Origin of the sequence: Bradyrhizobium viridifuturi (assembly GCF_001238275.1) — a bacterium.
Taxonomy (GTDB): Bacteria; Pseudomonadota; Alphaproteobacteria; order Rhizobiales; family Xanthobacteraceae; genus Bradyrhizobium; species Bradyrhizobium viridifuturi.
Genome location: NZ_LGTB01000009.1, coordinates 92,466 through 111,372 on the forward strand (window position 1 = coordinate 92,466; position 18,907 = coordinate 111,372).

17 protein-coding genes and 3 pseudogenes are annotated in these 18,907 nt (G+C 63.8%); 12 read left to right on the plus strand and 8 right to left on the minus strand.

From position 1 onward, the window contains the following. Positions 1 to 20 precede the first annotated feature (20 nt). Positions 21 to 1,010: a D-2-hydroxyacid dehydrogenase family protein gene (locus ALC15_RS10315; protein WP_050627160.1), complete on the plus strand. Its 990-nt coding sequence runs from the start codon at positions 21 to 23 to the stop codon at positions 1,008 to 1,010. Positions 1,011 to 1,068: 58 nt separating this feature from the next. Here ALC15_RS10315 and ALC15_RS10320 read toward each other — a convergent pair whose 3' ends face one another. Next, positions 1,069 to 1,284, minus strand: coding sequence for a CsbD family protein (locus tag ALC15_RS10320; RefSeq protein WP_050627240.1), 216 nt, complete (start codon positions 1,282 to 1,284; stop codon positions 1,069 to 1,071). Positions 1,285 to 1,428: 144 nt separating this feature from the next. Between ALC15_RS10320 and ALC15_RS10325 the strand changes: the two genes are divergently transcribed. Together ALC15_RS10325 and ALC15_RS10330 are read left to right on the plus strand one after the other, a co-directional pair. Then, positions 1,429 to 1,950 carry a cupin domain-containing protein gene (locus ALC15_RS10325; protein ID WP_050627161.1) on the plus strand — a complete coding sequence of 174 codons (522 nt, stop codon included), beginning with the start codon at positions 1,429 to 1,431 and terminating at the stop codon, positions 1,948 to 1,950. 50 nt (positions 1,951 to 2,000) lie between these two features. Beyond that, on the plus strand, positions 2,001 to 2,738 hold the full coding sequence (locus ALC15_RS10330; protein ID WP_050627162.1) for an enoyl-CoA hydratase/isomerase family protein: 738 nt from the start codon (positions 2,001 to 2,003) through the stop codon (positions 2,736 to 2,738). A 65-nt stretch (positions 2,739 to 2,803) separates the two neighbouring features. Here ALC15_RS10330 and ALC15_RS10335 read toward each other — a convergent pair whose 3' ends face one another. Next, positions 2,804 to 4,330, minus strand: coding sequence for an amidohydrolase family protein (locus ALC15_RS10335; RefSeq protein WP_050627163.1), 1,527 nt, complete (start codon positions 4,328 to 4,330; stop codon positions 2,804 to 2,806). 216 nt (positions 4,331 to 4,546) lie between these two features. Between ALC15_RS10335 and ALC15_RS10340 the strand changes: the two genes are divergently transcribed. Further along, positions 4,547 to 5,563, plus strand: a complete 1,017-nt coding sequence (locus tag ALC15_RS10340; RefSeq protein WP_050627241.1) for an alpha/beta hydrolase — start codon at positions 4,547 to 4,549, stop codon at positions 5,561 to 5,563. A gap of 103 nt (positions 5,564 to 5,666) precedes the next feature. Beyond that, positions 5,667 to 6,100, plus strand: a pseudogene (locus tag ALC15_RS10345) (VOC family protein). A 159-nt stretch (positions 6,101 to 6,259) separates the two neighbouring features. Here ALC15_RS10345 and ALC15_RS10350 read toward each other — a convergent pair. From ALC15_RS10350 to ALC15_RS45430, 3 genes and pseudogenes are all read right to left on the minus strand, one after another. Further along, positions 6,260 to 7,705, minus strand: coding sequence for a sensor histidine kinase (locus ALC15_RS10350; RefSeq protein ID WP_050627242.1), 1,446 nt, complete (start codon positions 7,703 to 7,705; stop codon positions 6,260 to 6,262). Then, positions 7,705 to 8,375 (minus strand): annotated as a pseudogene (locus tag ALC15_RS10355) (response regulator). Before ALC15_RS10355 ends, ALC15_RS10350 begins: the two are co-directional and overlap by 1 nt. A 214-nt stretch (positions 8,376 to 8,589) precedes the next feature. Continuing rightward, positions 8,590 to 8,742, minus strand: coding sequence for a hypothetical protein (locus tag ALC15_RS45430; protein WP_210168583.1), 153 nt, complete (start codon positions 8,740 to 8,742; stop codon positions 8,590 to 8,592). A 194-nt stretch (positions 8,743 to 8,936) separates the two neighbouring features. Between ALC15_RS45430 and ALC15_RS10360 the strand changes: the two genes are divergently transcribed. From ALC15_RS10360 to ALC15_RS10370, 3 genes are all read left to right on the plus strand, one after another. Beyond that, entirely contained in the window at positions 8,937 to 10,607 is a 1,671-nt protein-coding gene (locus ALC15_RS10360; protein ID WP_050627164.1) for a glycosyltransferase family 39 protein, read from the plus strand. Positions 10,608 to 10,722: 115 nt separating this feature from the next. Continuing rightward, positions 10,723 to 11,046 carry a ComEA family DNA-binding protein gene (locus ALC15_RS10365; RefSeq protein WP_050627165.1) on the plus strand — a complete coding sequence of 108 codons (324 nt, stop codon included), beginning with the start codon at positions 10,723 to 10,725 and terminating at the stop codon, positions 11,044 to 11,046. 122 nt (positions 11,047 to 11,168) lie between these two features. Further along, on the plus strand, positions 11,169 to 11,498 hold the full coding sequence (locus ALC15_RS10370) for a hypothetical protein (RefSeq protein WP_050627166.1): 330 nt from the start codon (positions 11,169 to 11,171) through the stop codon (positions 11,496 to 11,498). A gap of 44 nt (positions 11,499 to 11,542) precedes the next feature. Here the strand turns inward: ALC15_RS10370 and ALC15_RS10375 are convergent. After that, positions 11,543 to 12,687: pseudogene (locus tag ALC15_RS10375) on the minus strand (hypothetical protein). A gap of 2 nt (positions 12,688 to 12,689) precedes the next feature. Next, on the minus strand, positions 12,690 to 13,394 hold the full coding sequence (locus ALC15_RS10380; protein WP_050627167.1) for a FecR family protein: 705 nt from the start codon (positions 13,392 to 13,394) through the stop codon (positions 12,690 to 12,692). Positions 13,395 to 13,634: 240 nt separating this feature from the next. Between ALC15_RS10380 and ALC15_RS10385 the strand changes: the two genes are divergently transcribed. Continuing rightward, on the plus strand, positions 13,635 to 14,939 hold the full coding sequence (locus ALC15_RS10385) for a phospholipid carrier-dependent glycosyltransferase (protein WP_050627168.1): 1,305 nt from the start codon (positions 13,635 to 13,637) through the stop codon (positions 14,937 to 14,939). 59 nt (positions 14,940 to 14,998) lie between these two features. Here the strand turns inward: ALC15_RS10385 and ALC15_RS10390 are convergent, their stop codons facing one another. Continuing rightward, positions 14,999 to 15,631 carry an OmpA family protein gene (locus tag ALC15_RS10390; protein WP_050627169.1) on the minus strand — a complete coding sequence of 211 codons (633 nt, stop codon included), beginning with the start codon at positions 15,629 to 15,631 and terminating at the stop codon, positions 14,999 to 15,001. A gap of 161 nt (positions 15,632 to 15,792) precedes the next feature. Here ALC15_RS10390 and ALC15_RS10395 point away from each other — a divergent pair, with 161 nt between their 5' ends. The 3 genes from ALC15_RS10395 to ALC15_RS10405 all read left to right on the plus strand — a co-directional run bounded on the left by ALC15_RS10395 (position 15,793) and on the right by ALC15_RS10405 (position 18,879). Then, positions 15,793 to 16,035, plus strand: a complete 243-nt coding sequence (locus tag ALC15_RS10395; protein WP_050627170.1) for a hypothetical protein — start codon at positions 15,793 to 15,795, stop codon at positions 16,033 to 16,035. Between the two features lie 105 nt (positions 16,036 to 16,140). Continuing rightward, the gene (locus tag ALC15_RS10400; RefSeq protein WP_050627171.1) at positions 16,141 to 17,304 is read left to right on the plus strand and encodes a winged helix-turn-helix domain-containing protein; all 1,164 of its coding nucleotides are present in this window, start codon (positions 16,141 to 16,143) and stop codon (positions 17,302 to 17,304) included. Positions 17,305 to 17,553: 249 nt separating this feature from the next. Further along, the gene (locus ALC15_RS10405; protein ID WP_050627172.1) at positions 17,554 to 18,879 is read left to right on the plus strand and encodes an MFS transporter; all 1,326 of its coding nucleotides are present in this window, start codon (positions 17,554 to 17,556) and stop codon (positions 18,877 to 18,879) included. Positions 18,880 to 18,907: the final 28 nt, after the last annotated feature.

An 18,907-nucleotide genomic window follows, 5' to 3' on the forward strand; every position in this document is an offset into this window, starting at 1 on the left:
CGACAACAGGGGGCGCAGCGATGAAGATCTCGATCCTCGACGATTATTTCGACACGCTGCGTACCCTCGATTGCTTTGACAAGCTCCACGGCCACGACGTCACGATCTGGAACGATCACGTCCAGGACGTCGATGCGCTCGCCAAGCGGCTCGCCGACACCGACGCGCTGGTGCTGATCCGCGAACGCACCCAGATCCGCACGCCGCTGCTCGAACGGTTGCCGAAGCTGAAGCTGATCAGCCAGCGCAGCGTCTATCCGCATATCGACATCGACACCTGCACGCGGCTCGGCATCATCGTGTCGTCGAGCCAGCATGCCGATACGCCGTCCTACGCCACCGCCGAATTCACCTGGGGCCTGATCCTCGCGGCGATGCGCGCGATTCCGCAGCAGATGGCGGCGCTCAAGGCCGGCAAATGGCAGATCGGCGTCGGCCATACGTTGCGCGGCAAGACGCTCGGCATCTACGGCTATGGCCGCATCGGCGCCGTGGTCGCGGGCTACGGCAGGGCGTTCGGCATGAAGGTGCTGGTCTGGGCGCGCGAGGCCGCGCTGGCGAAGGCCCGCGCCGACGGCTACGAGACCGCGGTCAGCAAGGCTGATTTCTTCGCCCGCTGCGACGTGCTGTCGCTGCATATGCGGTTGGTCGACGCCACGCGCGGCATCGTCAAGGCGGAAGATCTCGCACGGATGAAACAGACCGCGCTGATCGTCAATACCAGCCGCGCGCCGCTGATCGAGCCGGGCGCGTTGGTCGATGCGCTACGCGCGGGCCGGCCCGGCATGGCCGCGATCGACGTCTACGAGAAGGAGCCGCTGCGCGACACTGCGGACCCGCTGCTCAATATGGACAATGTCGTCTGCACGCCGCATCTCGGTTACGTCTCGCGCGACGAATACGAGATCCAGTTCACCGATATCTTCGATCAGATCGTGGCCTATGCGACTGGCGCGCCGACCAATGTGGTGAATCCGGATGTGCTGGCACATCCGCGCCCACGCGACTGACGGGCGTCGCATATGCTCGAACGGGCGGGCCCGATCGGCCGGCCGTCTCGTCTATCATTCAGCGAGGCCAATGGGCCGCTGAGGTCGCTCTCTTGAGCGCATTTCCGACGATTCGCTTGGCGCCGCCGAGTGCCTTCTGTCCCTTGCCCTTGGCTTCCTGGATCGCGCCCCGGCCCTGCATCGCGGGAGAACCGGTAGCCTTGCCAATGCGCCGCCTGAGCCTGCCGATCGCCTCGTTGGCGCTGCCCCTGATCTTGTCGGTCGTGCTGGTCATGAAATACTCCTTCGGAATACGCTGACGCAACGCGCCGGGACATCGCGATGTTCCGATTGGCTATGTTCCGATTTTGCGCTCGCCTGCGCGCGCGCTTTTCGATAGCGTTCCAGGCACGAAACTCGACCAACGAAAGCAAGAACGATGAGCGGTTCCCACGATCACACCCATTCTCACGACCACGGTCATCGTCACGACGACGAGCGCTGGAAGCACGACGGCGTCCGCGTGATTCCCGGCAACCAGCTCGATCCGAACGTGCCGTCGACCGCCGGCATGGACCGCAAGGCCGCGATCAATTTCGCCCGCGTCGGCGCCCAGAAATTGTGGGCGGGCACCGTCAGCATCAAGCCGGACGCCAAGACCGGCGCGCACCATCACGGTCATCTCGAAAGCATCATTTATGTCGTGAAGGGCAAGGCGCGGATGCGCTGGGGCGAGAAGCTGCAGTTCACCGCCGAAGCCGGTCCCGGCGATTTCATCTTCGTGCCGCCCTATGTGCCGCACCAGGAGATCAATGCCAGTCCGGACGAGGTGCTGGAATGCGTGCTGGTGCGCTCCGACGGCGAGGCGGTCGCGGTCAACCTCGACATCGAGCCGGTCGAGAAGCCGGAGAACGTGCTGTGGGTCGATCCGGTGCATCGGCATCCCGACGAGAAAAAGTGACGCGCGCGGCGCGGCCGCGTTGAAAAGAACAATAAAACAGGGAGGCCAGCATGACGCTCGTTCGTTACGAGAGCGCGGATCACGTCGCCACCATTACGATGGCACGCAGCGAGAAACATAACGCGCTCAACAACGCGCTGTGTACGGAGTTGCGTGATGCGTGGCTGCGGTTCCGCGACAGCGACGATCGCGTCGCGGTGCTGGCTTCCGCGGAGGAGAAGTATTTTTCGGTCGGCGCCGATGTCGCCGACCTTCCCGTCAACATGTGGCACGCGGTGCCCGGCCTCGGCGTCGATCTGGACAAGCCGGTCATTGCGGCGACCTCAGGCTGGGTCGTCGGCGGGGCCTTCGTGCTGGTCCAGATGGCCGATCTATGCGTGGCGTCCGAGACGACACGCTTCATCTATCCCGAGGGCAAGATCGGCACGACGGCCGGTGGCGTCTCGTCGGTGATGGCGCGGATGCCGCACAAGATCGCCATGGAATTCCTCCTGGTGGGCGAGGAAATGTCGGCGGAGCGGGCCTGGCAGATCGGCTTCGTCAACAAGGTCGCCCCGAAGGGGCAGCATGTCGCGATGGCGCAGGAGATGGCCGCGAAGATCGCCGGCAACGCACCGCTCGTGGTTCGCGCGCTGAAGAAGCTCGCCCGTGAAGCGATGCCGAAGGGCCCATTGGAAACCGTCGCCGACGTGCGGCGGCTGCTTGACGAAGTGCGAGACAGCGACGACCTCAAGGAGGGCGTCAAGGCATTCAGCGAGAAGCGGAAGCCGAATTTCAAGGGAAAGTAAGAGGCTTCTCGCCTCGTCATTCCGGGGCGAGGCGAAGCGTCGAACCCCGGAATGACGACGAGGGACTACGCAAACACCGTGTGGTCGATCACCCCGTTCGGCACCATATAGCCGTAGCGTGTATTTGACGGCTCCGGGCCGGCCTTCTCGTACTGCGCCTTCATCATCGCGAAGCGGTCGCCCTTGATGTCGAGCATCGCGCGCTTCGGTTGGATGTTGTAGAGCCGCGCATTGTTGTCGCCGAAGATCGCCGTCTTCACCGGTCCATCGGCGGGCCCAAGCGGGACGTAGCCGAACTTCTTCTGCATCATTTCAGGGATCTCCAGCCGCCGCAGGCCTTCGATCTGCCATTGCGGCGCGCCGGTCCACAGCGCATCCGTGCCCCAGACGACATGATCGGCGCCGAGCCCCTTGATCAGGGTACCCATCAGCGCGGCGCAGACATTGGGCTCGGCGACCAGCGTGGTCGCGAACAACTGCCCGACATCGCCGTAGACATTGTTGACGCCATACTGCGCCGGGATGTCGGCGAGATCGCTTGTCCACGCAATCCGGCCGGTGCGCTCGAACTCGGCGAGCGCGACCTTGGGATCGCCGCCGACATGGCGATAGGCCGAGTGGTAGATCACGAAGTTGAGCTGTGGCCAGTCCTTGGCTGCCTGGCCGACATCGGCGACGTCGGCGAAGCCGCGCAGGTTCGGATATTGCTTCTCGATCCCGGGCGGGAACAGGCCCTTGTGGACGCAGACATTCTTGATGCCCGCCTTCACCATTTTCTCATAGCCCTTGTAGGCGACCTTCTCGTCGTCCAGCCGCCAGGGGTAGCGGCTTATCTCCTTGTGGGTGTTGTCGCCGATCGTGTAGCCCTTGCAGGATTCCGGCTTCAAGGCCAAAGCAGCGTCGAGCTTGTCGAGCCAGCCGGGCTGCCCCGGCGTGAAGATCGCGTGACAGAACACGCGCCGCGATCCGGCCTCGTCGTTGATCTTCTTGCGCGCGTCGGCCATCTGCTCATTGGTGAGGAACCAGTCCTGCTCGATATCCGACGGCGCCGAGGAGATCAGCGCGATCTTGGTGTCGGAATCGAGAAACATCTCCTTCTTGTAGTTGTTGAACTTGAGATCCTCGATGGTCTGCTCGTGATCGTTGAGCTCCTTGTTCCAGCCGGCCTTGCCGACCGCCTTGCGCATTTCCACGAAACCCGTGATGCGGGTGTCGTCGCGCAGGAAATGCGTGTGCATGTCCATGATGAACTGGTCTTTCAGGCCGTTGGCGCGCTCTTGCGCCATCGCAGGCGTTGCGGCTTCCGCCGGGGTCACGTCGAACAGCTGCCCATAAACCTGATTCATCGCGACGAAGGAGGCGGCCATGCCGGCCGCGGTCTGGAAGAATTTGCGGCGGTCGAGACCCTGCTTGCCGCCGAGTTCGTCGGCCATCGCGAGCAGCCGTCCCTCAACCTCTCGCTGACGTTCGTTCTGTGGGTCGGGATAGAACTCGTCGCTGGAGACGATCTGGGTCGGGATCGGCGTCTGGTACTGGCACAGTTCGGAGGGCATCAAGGCGGCAAGTTCTTCATCTGTGAGATTGCTGCTCATTCTTCGCTCCCGCATCTCGCCGGATTTTTCCGGTCGAACCGCGGCGGAGACTAGGACCAAGTCCGTTCGTCGTCCGTGCCGACTGCCGTCGGCGGCGTTCACAAAATCGTGCATCCTATCTTCGGCCGCGAGGCGCGAGCGTTGCGCAACCGCTCATGCGCGCTGCTATGCTCGATCGCAGCGGATCGGACGAAGAAATCCGGAAGGGAGCGAACCATGATGCCAGCAGACCATTCGCGGCGCGCCATCATCAAAGGTATCGGCGTTGCTGCGGCCGCCGGTGCACTCGGCGCGACGCCGGCACAGGCCACTGTCGCAATTCCCACCGAAGGAGAAATATGGAGCAACGAATACTGGGCGAAGAAGGGTGAGATCCCCTTGTGGATGTTCCGCAAGCGGATCGGTGCGCCGAAGCCGGGCGAGCCGGCGCGGCCCGTGGTGTTCTTCGTCCACGGCTCGTCGGTGACATCGCAGGTGTTCGACCTCACGGTGCCCGGCAAGGGCGAGTATTCGCTGCTCAACGTGTTTGCGCGCTACGGCTTCGACTGCTGGACCATGGATCACGAGAACTACGGCAGGTCGGGCCGCACCTCGGGCAACGCCGATATCGCGAGCGGCGTCGAGGACCTGAAGGCGGCGGTCGAGGTGATCGCGCATGAGACCGGGCTGGCCAGATATCACTTCGTCGGCGAATCCTCCGGCGCGCTGCGGGCCGGCGCCTTCGCGATGGCCGCGCCCGAGCGGATCGGCCGGCTGGTGTTCGCGGCCTTCACCTACAAGGGCGAGGGCTCGCCGACGCTGGCAAAGCGCGCCGAGCAGCTCGCTTACTATCGCAGCCACAACATGCGCAAGCGCGACCGCGACATGATCCGCTCGATCGCGACCCGCGACAAACCGGGCACGTCCGACCCCGCCGTGGTCGAGGTGCTGGCCGATGTCGAGATGCAGTTCGGCGACCAGATCCCGACCGGCACCTATCTCGACATGACCGCCAATCTGCCGGTGGTGCATCCGGAGAAGGTGCTGGCGCCGGTGCTGCTGGTCCGCGGCGAGTATGACGGGATCGCGTCGGTGCCCGATCTCGAGGAGTTCTTCAACAAGCTGCCGAACGGCGACCGCCAGTTCATCATCCTGCCCGGTACCGCCCATTCGGTGGTGCTCGCCACCAATCGTGAGCTGTTCTGGCACGTGACGCGGGCATTTCTCACCATGCCGACGCCGATCGTGACCTGAGCCAACCTGCGGCACGACGCCGCAACAAAAATTTGCGCGGCGATGTCGGGAAGCGGCTAGACGGTTCGTCCTCTGGGCACAACCCCGCCAACAGGAGCCTTTCATGGCCAATCCCACGATGATCTTCGTCAACCTGCCGGTCAGCAACCTCGCGCATGCCACTGCGTTCTACGAGGCGATCGGCGCGACGAAGAATCCGCAATTCTCCGACGACACCGCCTCCTGCATGGTGATTTCGGAGACCATTTTCGTCATGCTGCTGACCCACGACAAATTCCGGCAGTTCACGCCGAAGAAGATCGCCGACGCCCGGACCACGAGCGAGGTCCTGGTCTGCCTGTCGGCGGCCAACCGCGACGCGTCGACGGCTACGTGACCAAGGCGAAGGCCGCGGGCGGCACCGCCGATCCGGCGCCGAAGCAGGATTTCGGCTTCATGTACGGCCGCAGCTTCGAGGATCCCGATGGTCACATCTGGGAAGTGATGTGGATGGACGTCGAGGCTGCGACGAAGCAGTCCGCTGCGGCTACCGCCTGATCGCCGCGGCAAGGAGCCCATCGATGTCAGAGGTGCCAGTCTGCCTGTGGTTCGACGGTGAGGCGGCGAACGTTTACGTCTCGCAACCTCCGGGCTCCCATCCAGCGCAACACGATCGACGGCCCGGCCGCAAAGGCCGGGACAGATCGAATGAAGGCCTCAGGCGGCGGGGATGCCGTTCGGCCGCGCGTCGGTGATGGCGTGGCCGGCCTTTCTCCCTGACGGCGTGTCGGACGGCTGACAGGCCGGGACCGGAAAGTTCAGTTCGACCGTGGTGCCGCCGCCGGGCGTTTGGCACAGAGCAACGGTCCCGTTGTGGGTGGTCATCACCTGGGAAACGATCGAAAGCCCGAGCCCAGTCCCCTCCGCGCTGGTGTTTCCACGTCTGAAGGGCTCAAGCAGACGTTCGGGCTGGCCAGGCTCAAGGCCGGACCCGAAGTCAACGACGCTCAATCGCGCCGGTGCTTCGACCTTGATGAGGACAGAGCCGCCGGCACTTCCATGGGTCACGGCGTTTCGGATCAGATTCGAGAGCGCGACGGCGATCGCGGCTTCCGAGCCACGCACCCGGATCGGGTGACGCGGCTCCGTGAACGCAATGTCGCTTCCGTTCTTCAACGCCATCGGCACGTGTTCGGCCGCAACCCTGCGCGCAAGCGCACCGAGGTCCATGTCGATCAGCTCGGCAGGATCCGCGGAGATGCGCGCCAACTGAAGCAGCATGGTGACAATCGACGACAGCTTCTGGTTCTCGGCTATCAGCCTGGTACGCAACGGAGCGTCCTCGACCTGCTCGAGTATGGTGCGCGCATTGGTCAAGGGCGTCCGAAGTTCGTGTGCCGCATTCGACAGGAAATTCCGCTGCGCTTTTGAAGCGGTGTCTATCCGCGACAGCGCGCGATTGAAAGCCACGACGAGTGGCAGGAGCTCGGATGGCGCATTGTCTTCCGGCAGGCGGCGGCCGTCCGAAACCCCGTCGATCATTTCGGCGGCCGCGGCGACCGCTCGAACGGGACGCGCGATGAGCGTCGGCACGAAAACCATGGCGGTAAACGCGGTCGCCGCCAGGACGAGGATGATGGGGAGCGCAACGATGGTCGCATCGGTGAGCATTCCGGTCGTCAGTTGGCCTGCCGTATAGGCCACGCCACCGGTTTCGATCCACACCTCACCCACCGGCGTATTCCTGATCGCGGCCATCTTCTTCAGCTTCGTGGTTTCGCCGTCGAACGCGTAGGCGAGGAAACTCGTCCCGTCACGAGATGTCTGAGTCTTCTGTGGCCGCCACTTTGGTACCGGGCCGTAGCTGACCTCTCCGCTCTTGTCGGACACGACGTACCAGAATGTCGGGAAATTGCGGGTGATCTCGTCCAGCCGCGACGTCGGCTTGAGCGCGAGTTGCCCGGCTTCGTTGCGTGTGACGGCCTCCTTCAATGCGTCGGCGACGTCGGCCGCCGCCCAGGTGCCATCATCGTCACCGCCGAACCGGATCAGCAGGGCCGCTGCGCAGAGCAGCATGATGGTCGTCACCGCGCCGATCAGCGTCGCGGACAGCACCGCGATCGAGCGATGGCTGCGCTTGAGCGTTTGCCACTTCAACATCATCATTCACCACTCAGCAGATATCCAAGGCCGCGGACCGGTTTGATGACGATCCTGCAATTGGCCGCACGGAGGCGCCGGCGCAGCCGCGAAACATGTGCCTCGATCGCGTTTGATTGAATCTCGTCGTCAAAATCATAGGCCGCAACTTCAAGGGTCTCGCGCAGGACAACGCGGCCGATCCGCCGCACCATGCTTCCAGAATTGCCAGCTCGCGGCGCGGGACGACAATCGGCTGGTGATCGACGCAGACCTCGCGGTTGAGCACGTCGTAGCTCAGATTGCCGATGCGAACCACGGCCCCTCGATCCAGAAAGAGGCGTCGGAGCACGGCCTTTGCTCGCGCGACCAGCTCGATCGGTTCAAACGGCTTGGCCACATAATCGTCCGCCCCGTCGTCGAGGGCGCGTGCAATATCGACGGGATCATCGAGCGCGGTCAGCACGATCGTCGCGGGGCTGGGCTTCTGTTGCTTCAGGTCGCGCAGCAAGGCCAGGCCATCGCCATCAGGTAGTCCGCGGTCGATCACCACCAGTTCGAAATTCCGCACGGCCACCGCGGCCCGGCCTTCCTCGAGCGTCGTGACCATGTCGGATGAACCGAAGGCCGTTCCCAGAGTATCCCGCAACCATGGCCCAAGCTGAGGATCATCCTCCACGACCAGAACTCGCACCGCATTCTCCCAAGCATGAGACACGGCTTCTACCATTACGGACGGATTACCATAAGATTACGGCTGGCCGGAAAACTGCGATCTTTCATCTCAATACACTGACGTGTTGAGCGCTTTCTGGTGATTCCACCCGCTTTTTTGATCCCGCGAGCGTGAGGCTGCGGCGCGATCGGCGGCCCAGTGCAAGGCCCGTCAGAATGGGCGCAGATCCGGCTCAATCGCTCCCGCGACGGTTCGCCGCTGCGGCTGATGCGATCGCGTCAATGACCCCTGCGGCCACTGCTGCCCCGTAACCGGCGCCGCTCCGAACACCAAGCGCCCCGAAGCCGAGCAGCGTCATGATCATCATGATGGCAAGTCTGTGCATGTGTGTCTCCGCGACGAGATTTCTCCGCCAGAGGCATCCATCAGCATTACCGCCAAATGACCGCCATCGGCGCTGCGCGGACGCATCCACGGCGACGTGGGTCGAGCCACGTCAGGCTGTCGTAATGGTGGCTGTGAAGAGCATGCCGATGGAAGTCGCCGACATGACGTTAGCGATAAGAAAACGAAGGCTTGATGCCGGTGGATTTTGCGTTGTCGGCGATGGCCAAGCAGTCGGACCGCTGCCCGGCGCGGTGGCGCCGACCGTTCAATCGTTGGCTGGAAGGGGTCGAAGCGGGATGGGCGGTGCCGCTGCTGCTCGCTTGCTTCGTCGGCATCTGGACGGTGTATCTGGCCGTGGCCTATCACGGCGCGGGCCTGCACCCCGACGTGCTGGAGACCTGGACCTATGGACGGCATTTCGCGTGGGGGTATCCCAAGCACCCTCCGTTGATGGGGTGGGTGACGGGCGCGTGGACCTCGGTCTTTCCGCTGACCGACTGGTCGTTGCAACTGATGGCGATGACGAATGCAGCGTTGGCATTGTGGTTCGTCGACCTGATCGCAAGACGGTTCGTGAGCGGCCACAAGCGCCTGATCGTGCTGCTCCTGCTCATGCTGACCCCGGCGTACCAGTTTCACGCACAGCGCTTCAATGCCAACGCCGTGTTGCTCGCCGTCTGGCCGCTTGCGACCTATTGCTTCCTTCGCGCCTTTGAAACACGGGCGCCGCTCTGGGCGATTGCCGCAGGTCTGACGGCCTCCCTTGCGATGCTGGGCAAGTACTATTCCATCTTTCTGGTCGCGAGCTTCGCGTTGTCGGCAATGATTCACCCGTCGCGGCGCGCCTATTTCACCTCCGGTTCGCCCTGGATCTCCGCCGCCGCGGGGCTGCTTGCGCTGTTTCCCCACCTGCACTGGTTGGCCACGACAGGCGCAGAGCCCGTCCATTATGCCGCGACGCATGTGCGGGCCGATTTCTTTACGGCTCTGCAAGATACCGCCAATTTCCTGATGGGCCTTGCTGCGGCCGTGGGCGTGTCCGCCGCGACGTGGGTGATGATCGCCGGCTATCGAATGAGGCGGCTGTCTCGAGACCTCGTGGCGTCGGATCCAAACCTGAAGCTCATCTTCCACGTCGCGATCGGCACGATCGTGCTTCCCGTCGTTACCTCCATATTCCTCTGCACCGACTTGCCGTCGCTATGGGCTCTGCAGGGATTGTTCCTGCTCGCCGTGCCGATCGTTTGCAGCACCAGCTACCGGATCGAGCACTTCTACACGGTCAATGCCGCGCTCCTCGTCGCAGGGATAGCGATCGCTGCCGCTGTAGTCGCAGCCCCGGTTCACGCGCTCTACCGCAACAGCCACGGCTACGATGAAGGACGAAGCTTTTATCATCAGGCCGCCGACGAGCTCACCCGGCTGTGGCACGAAGAGATGCGTACGCCGCTGTCGATCGTTGGAGGCAATGACAGCCTTGGGCTTGCGGTGGCATTCTACAGCTCGGATCACCCGCACTATGGCGGCTCCTTTGCCTACCAGTACTCCTTGGCATTGCCTCGCCAGGTAACGCCGGAGCGCGGTTGGGCTGCGCTCTGCTTCGCCGATCAAGACGATTGCCTTGAATGGACTGAACAGATGGCGGCGCGGGCCGGAAGCTATGTCAGGCGCGAATTCTCCGTTCAATCGAGCTTGTTCGGAATCCCGGGCGTCAGGCGAAGCCTCGTTGCATTCATGGTGGCGCCGCTTCGCGAACCGGGCGGCGCAGCTTCAAGCCTCGCCAATGATGTTGCTCCGGCCAGGACTCGTATCCTCGCAGATGGAATCACGGAGTCGCAGGGCCTGCTCGTCTTGATGCGTTGACCGGAGGCATCGGTCGGATGTCGCCGCGACGATCGCAATTGTAATCCTGCGGTAATCGATCGCCGCTTTATCGGCAGCCGGGTCAGGGGCGTCATATCACGAAGGACAGCACTCCATGTTCATCAGGTTGGTTTGCATCAGCCTCGGCGTGTGCGCCGTCATCGGTGCCACCGCGTTGGCACAGACATCGCCATCGAAGACCGGTTCGGCCCACCAGGCGCCCGCGACACGCGAGGCGACCAGTCATGTCGAGAGGGTCAACCTCAACACCGCGCCTGTCAGCGAGCTGGTGAAGATTCCGCATCTCAGCGTCCGCGGGGTCACCGCGATCACGGAGGCGAGGGCGAAGTCGAAGTTCAAGGATTGGAACGATTTCGTGGCGAGACGGGTCGTGCCGCGATTTGTCAGGATCGAGATCAAGGACCTCGTCACATTCTAGGAGCGCGCAGTTGCGCAACGGAGAACGCCGGTTCCGCCGCGATGTCATCCTGCGGTAAGCCCGATAGTCGATCGCTGCCATCGGCCGGCGTGGCTATCGAACTCGAATGAGGATATGATTGAATGAAACGAGTAGCTGTTGCTTCGGCTGTCGTCGTGATCGTCATGGGCAGTCTTGCGTCGACAGAAGCTGCGGCGCGTAGCCGGCGCGGAGATGCCGTGGCTGTCGGCATCGTTGGCGGCCTCGCCGTCGGCGCCTTGCTGGGCTCGACCATGACCGCCCGGGCAGATCCAGCCTATGTCTACGAGAGGGAGTATTATCCGCCGGCCCCTGTCGTCCACTATCATCGTCACGTGTACGAATACGGCGACGAATATCCCGGCGGATATGATCACGGATATACTTCCGGGTATCGGGAAGGATATTCCGACGGCTACTGGGACAATGATTGAACGCGATTGGGTGTCTTCGCTGGAGGCCGGCGACGACCCCCGTCCTAGTAACTGATCCGCAGCCCGACGCCGCCGTGGACCGTGTTGCCGACCGGTTGCGGTCCGGCGGTGCCGTTGAGGAACAGGTCGGCGATCCAGCCCTTGGTGATACGGAAGCCGACGCGGCCGCCATATTCGAACCAGCCCTGATTGCCGATTGTCGGCACGATCGTCCCATCGCCCGTGACGGTCGCGACGATGCCGGAATGGGTGGCGAAGGATTGCACCCAGCCGCCATTGATGTTGGTTTCGATGTTCGATCCGAACAGATGCGTCCACTGGCCGCCGATCTTGACCAGGCTGGTGCGATCGGTGCCGTCGGCGATGGTGGCGTCGAACGGATTGAAGGCGACCGCCGGATCGCTGTAGCCCTTGACCCGCTGCCAGAGCTGCCAGACCTCGACCGAGGCCGCGACCTCGTCGCGCGCCGACAATCGGCTGATCCAGCCCGCGCGCCCGTACACGCCGTAATTCTCGCTCGAGGTCTGGCCGGTGACCGACACCGGGCCGAGGCTGGTCGTGTAGCTGCGGGTGTAGCGCACCTTCTCGGACGGCGAGAGGATGGTGCCGATATCGAAGAACGGCCGCGACGAGCCCCAGTCGACGAAGTCATAGCGCAGCGCGAAGGCGCCGATCGGTGCGCTGGTGACGTTGTAGCCGCCCTCGCCATATTGCGTGTAGGCGATGCCGGCGAGCAGCGACAGATTCGGCGTGATGGTCTTGCGGCCATGGATGCCGGCCGAGAACGAGCCGGCGGAGCCGAAGGCGCTGATGCAGTCGTCGCAATTGACTTGCTCGTTGACGCCGAGCAGCACCGATCCGAGCACGCGGTTGGTGATCATCTGGTTGAAGCGCTGGTCGGCGAGACCGTTGATCGAACCGCCGCTCGACGCGCGCCGGTGATCGGTGTCGGCGACGGGCTCGGCGTTGGAGTCGGCGTGGGAATGGGGGTCGGCGTAGGCGATGGTGTGGCAGTGGGTGTCGGCGTCGGTGTGGGGCTCGCTCCACAGTTCGACGACGGGCTGTCCGAGTTGCAGTTCGGCGTTGGAGATTGAGCCTGTGCCGGCCCAGCCAGCGCCTGCAGCATAGCGAGCGACAGTGCCAACGTCAGAGCCGTCGACAGGACCACGTGATGGATGCGCAGTGCCATTGTCACCGTCCGCACAGCATGCCGGCGTCGTCGACCGGCGGCGTCACCGGTGATGCATCCGCGAACTGGGTGACGGTGCAGAGCCCTGCGGCCTGGGTGCAGGTTGCGGCAAAAGTCCAGGGTGGGTTGTTGGTCTTCTGGATCGTGGTGCGGCCGCCGCTCGACGTGATGATCGCGGTGTCGCCGGGCTGGGTCAGATCGATGCACTGCCGGCTCGACGTACACACGGTCGAAGCGCCTTCCTGCAACACCACGGTGGTCTTGCCGCGCTGTGACAGGATATCGAGCACCGTGCCGCGAACACCGATGGTCGCAAGCGGCGTCGTGATCTTGTAGGCCGCCTTGTCCGAGTGGCCGGTGACGAAGCGGAACGCACCCGAGGTCAGGCGGACCGCGACATCGCGATAGTGATGCTCGTCGTCGAACACGGTGCGATCGAGCTTGAGCGAGGCATTCGGCCCGAGCGAGAGGTTGGTGCTGTCGGCCATCACCAGCCGCGCCGCGCTCTCGAGACCGGTGCGCACCGTCTCATCGCGCAGCAGCGCATCGCCGACATTGATCGGCGTGGTTGCAGCGGCAACGCGGACGACCTCGTTCTTTACCATCGCCGCTTCGCCGACGCGTGTCTGCGCCTGAGCGGGATGCGCCGTCACGGCGACGGCAAGACCGAGTGCTAGCAGGGAGAAAAGGCTGTGAGGCGAATTCATTGCAATACCGATCGACTGAACGCCATCATCGTACCGGATCGGGCATGCATCTGATATTGTATATATGTCACAAGCTCCCCCCGAGGTGACTGGATGGTTAGTCTCTGTCGATTCGATCACGTTCAACGCCATGGATGTGAAAGTGAGTTCCGATCACACAGGTCACACTCGCCGCGTGCGACGGCGCGATCGTAGCTCACACTTCGCTCACACTTGTCCTCCTCGCAGCGTGCCCGCCCTTTGATCATCGCATCCAAATCTCCTTCCGTTCTGCGGCGTGCCCCTGCGCGCACGGCGATCGTCGCGGCGATCATCTTCATCGTCGCCCATGTCGTGCTGCTGCTCGGGATCACGGCGCCGGACAAGCTCTATTTCGATGAGGTGCATTACGTGCCGGCGGCGCGGCAGATGCTCCAGCCGGTGGTCGAGGGGCCGATCCTCAACCCGATGCATCCGCCGCTTGCCAAGGAGATCATCGCCCTCTCGATCAAGGCGTTCGGCGACGTGCCGCTCGGATGGCGTTATCCCGCCGCGCTGTTCGGCGCGCTGGCGCTGGTCGGCGTCTATCTCGGCGCGCTCGCGCTGTTTGGGTCGCAGGAGCGCGCGATTGCTGCCATGCTGCTGGCGTTCTTCAACCAGATGCTGTTCGTGCAGTCGCGGATCGCGATGCTGGATATTTTCGCGCTCGCCTTCTGTCTGTTGGCGATCGCAGCTTTCATCCGCGGCTTCAGGCAAACGCGGCCGCACGCTGCCTTCGCGCTGGCGGGCCTGGCCGTGGGGCTGGCGAGCGCCTGCAAATGGAGCGGGCTGTTCGTGCTCGCGACCTGCATCGCGATCGTCGTGGTGATCCGCCTGATGCAGGGCTGGCGCACGCGCTTCGCCGACGCCAATGCGGAGGATTGGTACCGGCCGGACCTGTGGCCGGATTTCCGTCTACCGCACTTCATCGTCTGTTTCGTGCTGATCCCGTCGGCCGTCTATCTCGCGACCTTCGTGCCGCTGGTCGGCTTTTCGTTCAGCGGCCTCGTCGAGGCGCAGCGCCGCATCTTTGCCGACAACACCACGACCGCGATTGCGGGCCATACCTACATGAGCTCATGGCCGTCCTGGCCGTTCCTGGTGCGCCCGGTCTGGTATCTGTTCGAGAAGGTCGGCGATGACAGGTTCGCGGCGGTCGTGTTTCTCGGCAATCCGCTGGTGCTGTGGCCGGCATTGATCGCGCTGATCGTCGCGCTGCGCGACTGGATCGTCGAGCGCGGCCGCGACGCGTTTCTCGTGCTTGCGTTCTATCTCGGTCCGTATCTCGCCTGGGCGCTGCTGCCGCGCACGCTCGGCTTCATCTATTACTATCTGCCGGCGGCGACCACCGCGAGCCTCGTGCTGGTCTATGCCCTGACGCGCAAGGGCGCGCCGCGCTGGTTGTTGTGGGCCTTCGTCGCAGTCGGATGCGCGGGCTTCATCGCGATGCTGCCGATCACGGTCGCTGCCGTCGAGACGTCGATTGCGACCTTCAATCGGCTGATGCTGTTCCAGAACTGGATTTGAAGCCCTGAAACAAGCGATCGGCCTGTCGGGTCCGACAGGCGGATCGGAAGTTCGGGAGATTACTGCTGCGCCGTCTTGGTATCCATGTTGACCACCTGCACGCGGCGGTTGGTCGGGTCCATCGGCGCGTTCGGGTCTTTCGGCCGCGTCTTGCCGTAGCCGACGGTCACGAGATCGGAGCCGTTCAGGCCGTAATGCTCGACCAGATAGGTCTTGATGGTGTCGGCGCGGCGCTCCGAGAGATCCTGGTTATAGGCTTCGCTGCCGATCGCATCGGTGTGGCCGGCGACGACGAAGGTCGAGCCCTTCATGCTGGCATCCGACAGCGCCTTGCCGAGCTCCTGCACCGCCTGGGCCGAGCCCTTGGCGATCTCAGCCGAGTTGTAGTCGAAGTGAATCTCCAAATCGATCTTCGGCTTGTTGGCGGCGATGTCTGCGATCTCCTGGCGTTCGCCCAGTGACAGCGAGCGGGTCTGCCGGTTGCGAACGGTATTGAGGAAGCTCGCCTCCTTGGCCGAAGCGGCCGGGTCGACCTGCGTGCCGGCGGAGAGGCTGCGGGTGGCTGACTTCGGCTTTAGCGCATTGAGGATCTGGGCGGCGGGAACGGTGTTACTGCCGGCCAGTGCGACGCCCGCCGTTATCGACAGCGCAGCGCCGATTGTCAAAAGAGACAGGAAATGGGAGCGGGTCATGGTCTTGGTCCTTGAATGTCCGGCCAGCCAATCCGGCTGCTATCGTTTTGATGCTGGGAACCTAGGACGGGTTCAAAGCCCCGAATGTGATCTAGGTCACGGTTGCATGGGCCGGCCCAGCCCTGTGCCAGGCCGGGGCGCTTGGCGGAGAGGAGGATCATATGGCCCACGTCAATCGCGTCCTTCGCTCGATCAATGACGAAGGTGGCTCGCGCTGCGTTGATATCTTCCTGCGTCCGGACGGCAGCATCGGCTTCGAAGAATATCGGCGCGACGTCGAAGATGGCCGCGGCTGGTTTCCGATCGGCGGCCATTCGTCCCGGGTCTTCCATGAGGAGAACGCCGCGCTCGCGGCGGCGCTGGCGGACGTTCCCTGGTTGCGGGGAGCCGTTGGTCCGCCGTAGGCGGCCCGAAGCGCCGCGCAACGTCGAGGGGCGATGATCATGCACGGCCGATTTCCCTCGCGCGGCTCTCCACAGCGGCGCGAATCTCACTACATTGCCGGAGCAATGCCTCGCGCCGCCGAACCCTTATCCCTGAACAATGCCGCCGCTCGCCATATCTGGCTGCGTGCGCAGCGGCTCGATACAACGGCGCCGTTCGGGGAGGGCGCGTCAGCCGTGGCGGCCGCCGTCGACCATCTCGGCTATGTGCAGATCGACACCATCAACGTGATCGAGCGCTGCCATCACCATATCCTGTTCACCCGGATTCCGGATTACCGCCGCGCCGACCTCAAGCAGGCGCAGAGCCAGGACAAGAGCGTGTTCGAATACTGGACGCACGCGCTGTCCTACGTGCCGTCCAAGGACATCAACATCTTCCTGCCGGCGATGAGGGCGCATAAGCGCGACGGCCATAAATGGTTCGCGTCGGTGACCCCGGCGGACACGCGCAAGATCATGCGGCTGCTGCGCGAGGGTCCGCTGACCATCCGCGACATCGAAGACGACGTGCTGACCGAGAAGGAGCATCTCTGGCAGAGCCGCAAACCGTCCAAGCGTGCGCTGCAGCTCGCCTTCTATGGCGGCGTGGTCACGATCAGCGAGCGCGCGGGCATGCTGAAGACCTACGAGCTGATGAACAGGCATTTCGGCTGGAACAAGCCGCCGAAGCCCGCGCCGGCCTCGGCCAGGACCGCCTATCTGCTCGACCGCGCACTGCGCTCGCAGGGCATCGTCAGCCTGGATTCGATCTGCCATCTCGACGCGCCGAGCAAGAAGGCGGTGCGCGGCCTGATCGAGGCGAGAGTGCGCCGCAAGGAGCTGGTCCGGATCGCGCTCGATGGCGCCGGCAAGCAGGAGCATTGGGCGCGGCCCGAGGCGCTGGAAGCGAGCGGCGAGGGCGATCCCGCGCTCGTGCACATCCTCTCGCCCTTCGATCCCCTGATCATCCAGCGCAAGCGCACCGAGCTGTTCTTCGGCTACGGCCATCGTTTCGAGGCCTATGTGCCGAAGCAGAAGCGCCTGTTCGGCTACTTCGCGCTGCCGGTGCTGGTCGGCGACGACATCGTTGCCGCCCTCGACCTCAAGACCGACCGGCAGAACAGGAAGCTGCTGATGCAGAAATGGAGCTGGGTCGGCAACGGTAAGAGGCAAGCGGGGCGCAAGGAGCTGAAGCGCCGCATCGAGGAGGAGCTCGACCGCTTCGAGCGCTTCCAGCTGGCGGAGTAGGTCCCGGAACTCTCTATCCGTCATTGCGAGCGAAAGCGAAGCAATCCATCGCACCGCAAGACGGACGGATGGATCGCTTCGTCGCTTCAGCGCAAAATTGCTCTGCAATCTTGTCGCGAGCCCCTCGCAATGACGCAGTGGATAACGCTCGGCGTTCCCGTTTGCACCGCGTGCTGCGACTCTTTGCCATTGCCCAATGCCGGGCCAGACAATATTCCTCAAGCCAAGCATTTGCCTTGGGGGAAACAGATGAGCCAGACCGCAACCGCTGCGCCCGATCGCGGCACCCACAGCGAGGTCGAGACGTCCACGATCCGCGCGATCTCCTGGCGGCTGATCCCGTTCCTGATCCTGGCCTACTTCTTCTCCTATCTCGACCGCGTCAATCTCAGCTTCGCGGCGCTCACCATGAACACCGAGCTGAAGTTCTCGCCCCTGGTGTTCTCGTTTGGGGCCGGCATCTTCTTCATCGGCTATTTCGTCTTCGAGGTGCCGAGCAACCTGGCGCTGGAGCGGTTCGGCGCCAGCAAGTGGATCGCCCGCATCATGGTGAGCTGGGGCATCCTGTCGGCGTTGATGGCGGCAGTCTATGACGAGCACAGCTTCTACGCGGTGCGCTTTTTCCTCGGCGTGGCCGAGGCCGGCTTCTTCCCCGGCATCATCCTTTATCTCACCTATTGGTACCCGGCCGAATATCGCGCCCGCTTCCTCGCCGCCTTCGCGATCGCCGTCCCGGTCTCGACCGCGATCGGCGCGCCGATCTCCGGCCTCTTGCTCGGGCTCGATGGTGTGATGGGGCTGAAGGGCTGGCAGTGGCTGTTCATCATCGAGGGCGTTCCCTCGGTGCTGCTCGGTATCGTCACCTGGTTCTATCTCACCGACCGGCCGGAGCGGGCCGATTGGCTCTCGGCCGAGCAGAAGGCATGGCTGAAGGCAAAGCTCGATGCCGAGGTGGCGGCCAAGCAGGCGGCCAGGCACTTCACGCTGCTCGAAGCGTTGTGCTCGCCGAAGGTGCTGGCGCTCAGCGCGATCTATTTCGGCTTCGTCGCCGCGCTCTATGGCATGCAGTTCTGGCTGCCGCAGATCGTCAAGGCGTTCGGCCTCAGCAATGCGCAGACCGGCTTCGTCACCGCGATCCCCTATGTGTTCGGCACCATCGCGATGATCCTGTGGGCGCGCCGCTCGGATGCCACGCGCGAGCGCGTGTTTCATGTCGGCGCCCCGCTGCTCCTGACCGCGCTCGCGCTCGCCGTCTCCAGCTACATCTCCGATCCGATCTTGACCATGGTCGTCCTGACGGTCGCCGCGATCGGCGTCTTCTGCACCTTCGCAGTGTTCTGGACGCTGCCGACCGCCTGGCTGTCCGGCACCGCGGCCGCCGGTGCGATCGCGCTGATCAACTCGATCGGCAACCTCGCCGGTTTCCTCGGGCCGTACCTGATCGGCTGGGTCAAGGAGAGCACCGGCAGCACATCGACCGGCCTTTTGGTGCTGTCGCTGCTGCCGCTGATCGGCGGCCTGCTGGTGTTCCTCGGCAGCCACGAGACCAAGACCGAGTTCGTGGAAGCGAAGTAGCGGCGCGTAACGCTCGCGCCGCTGCGTA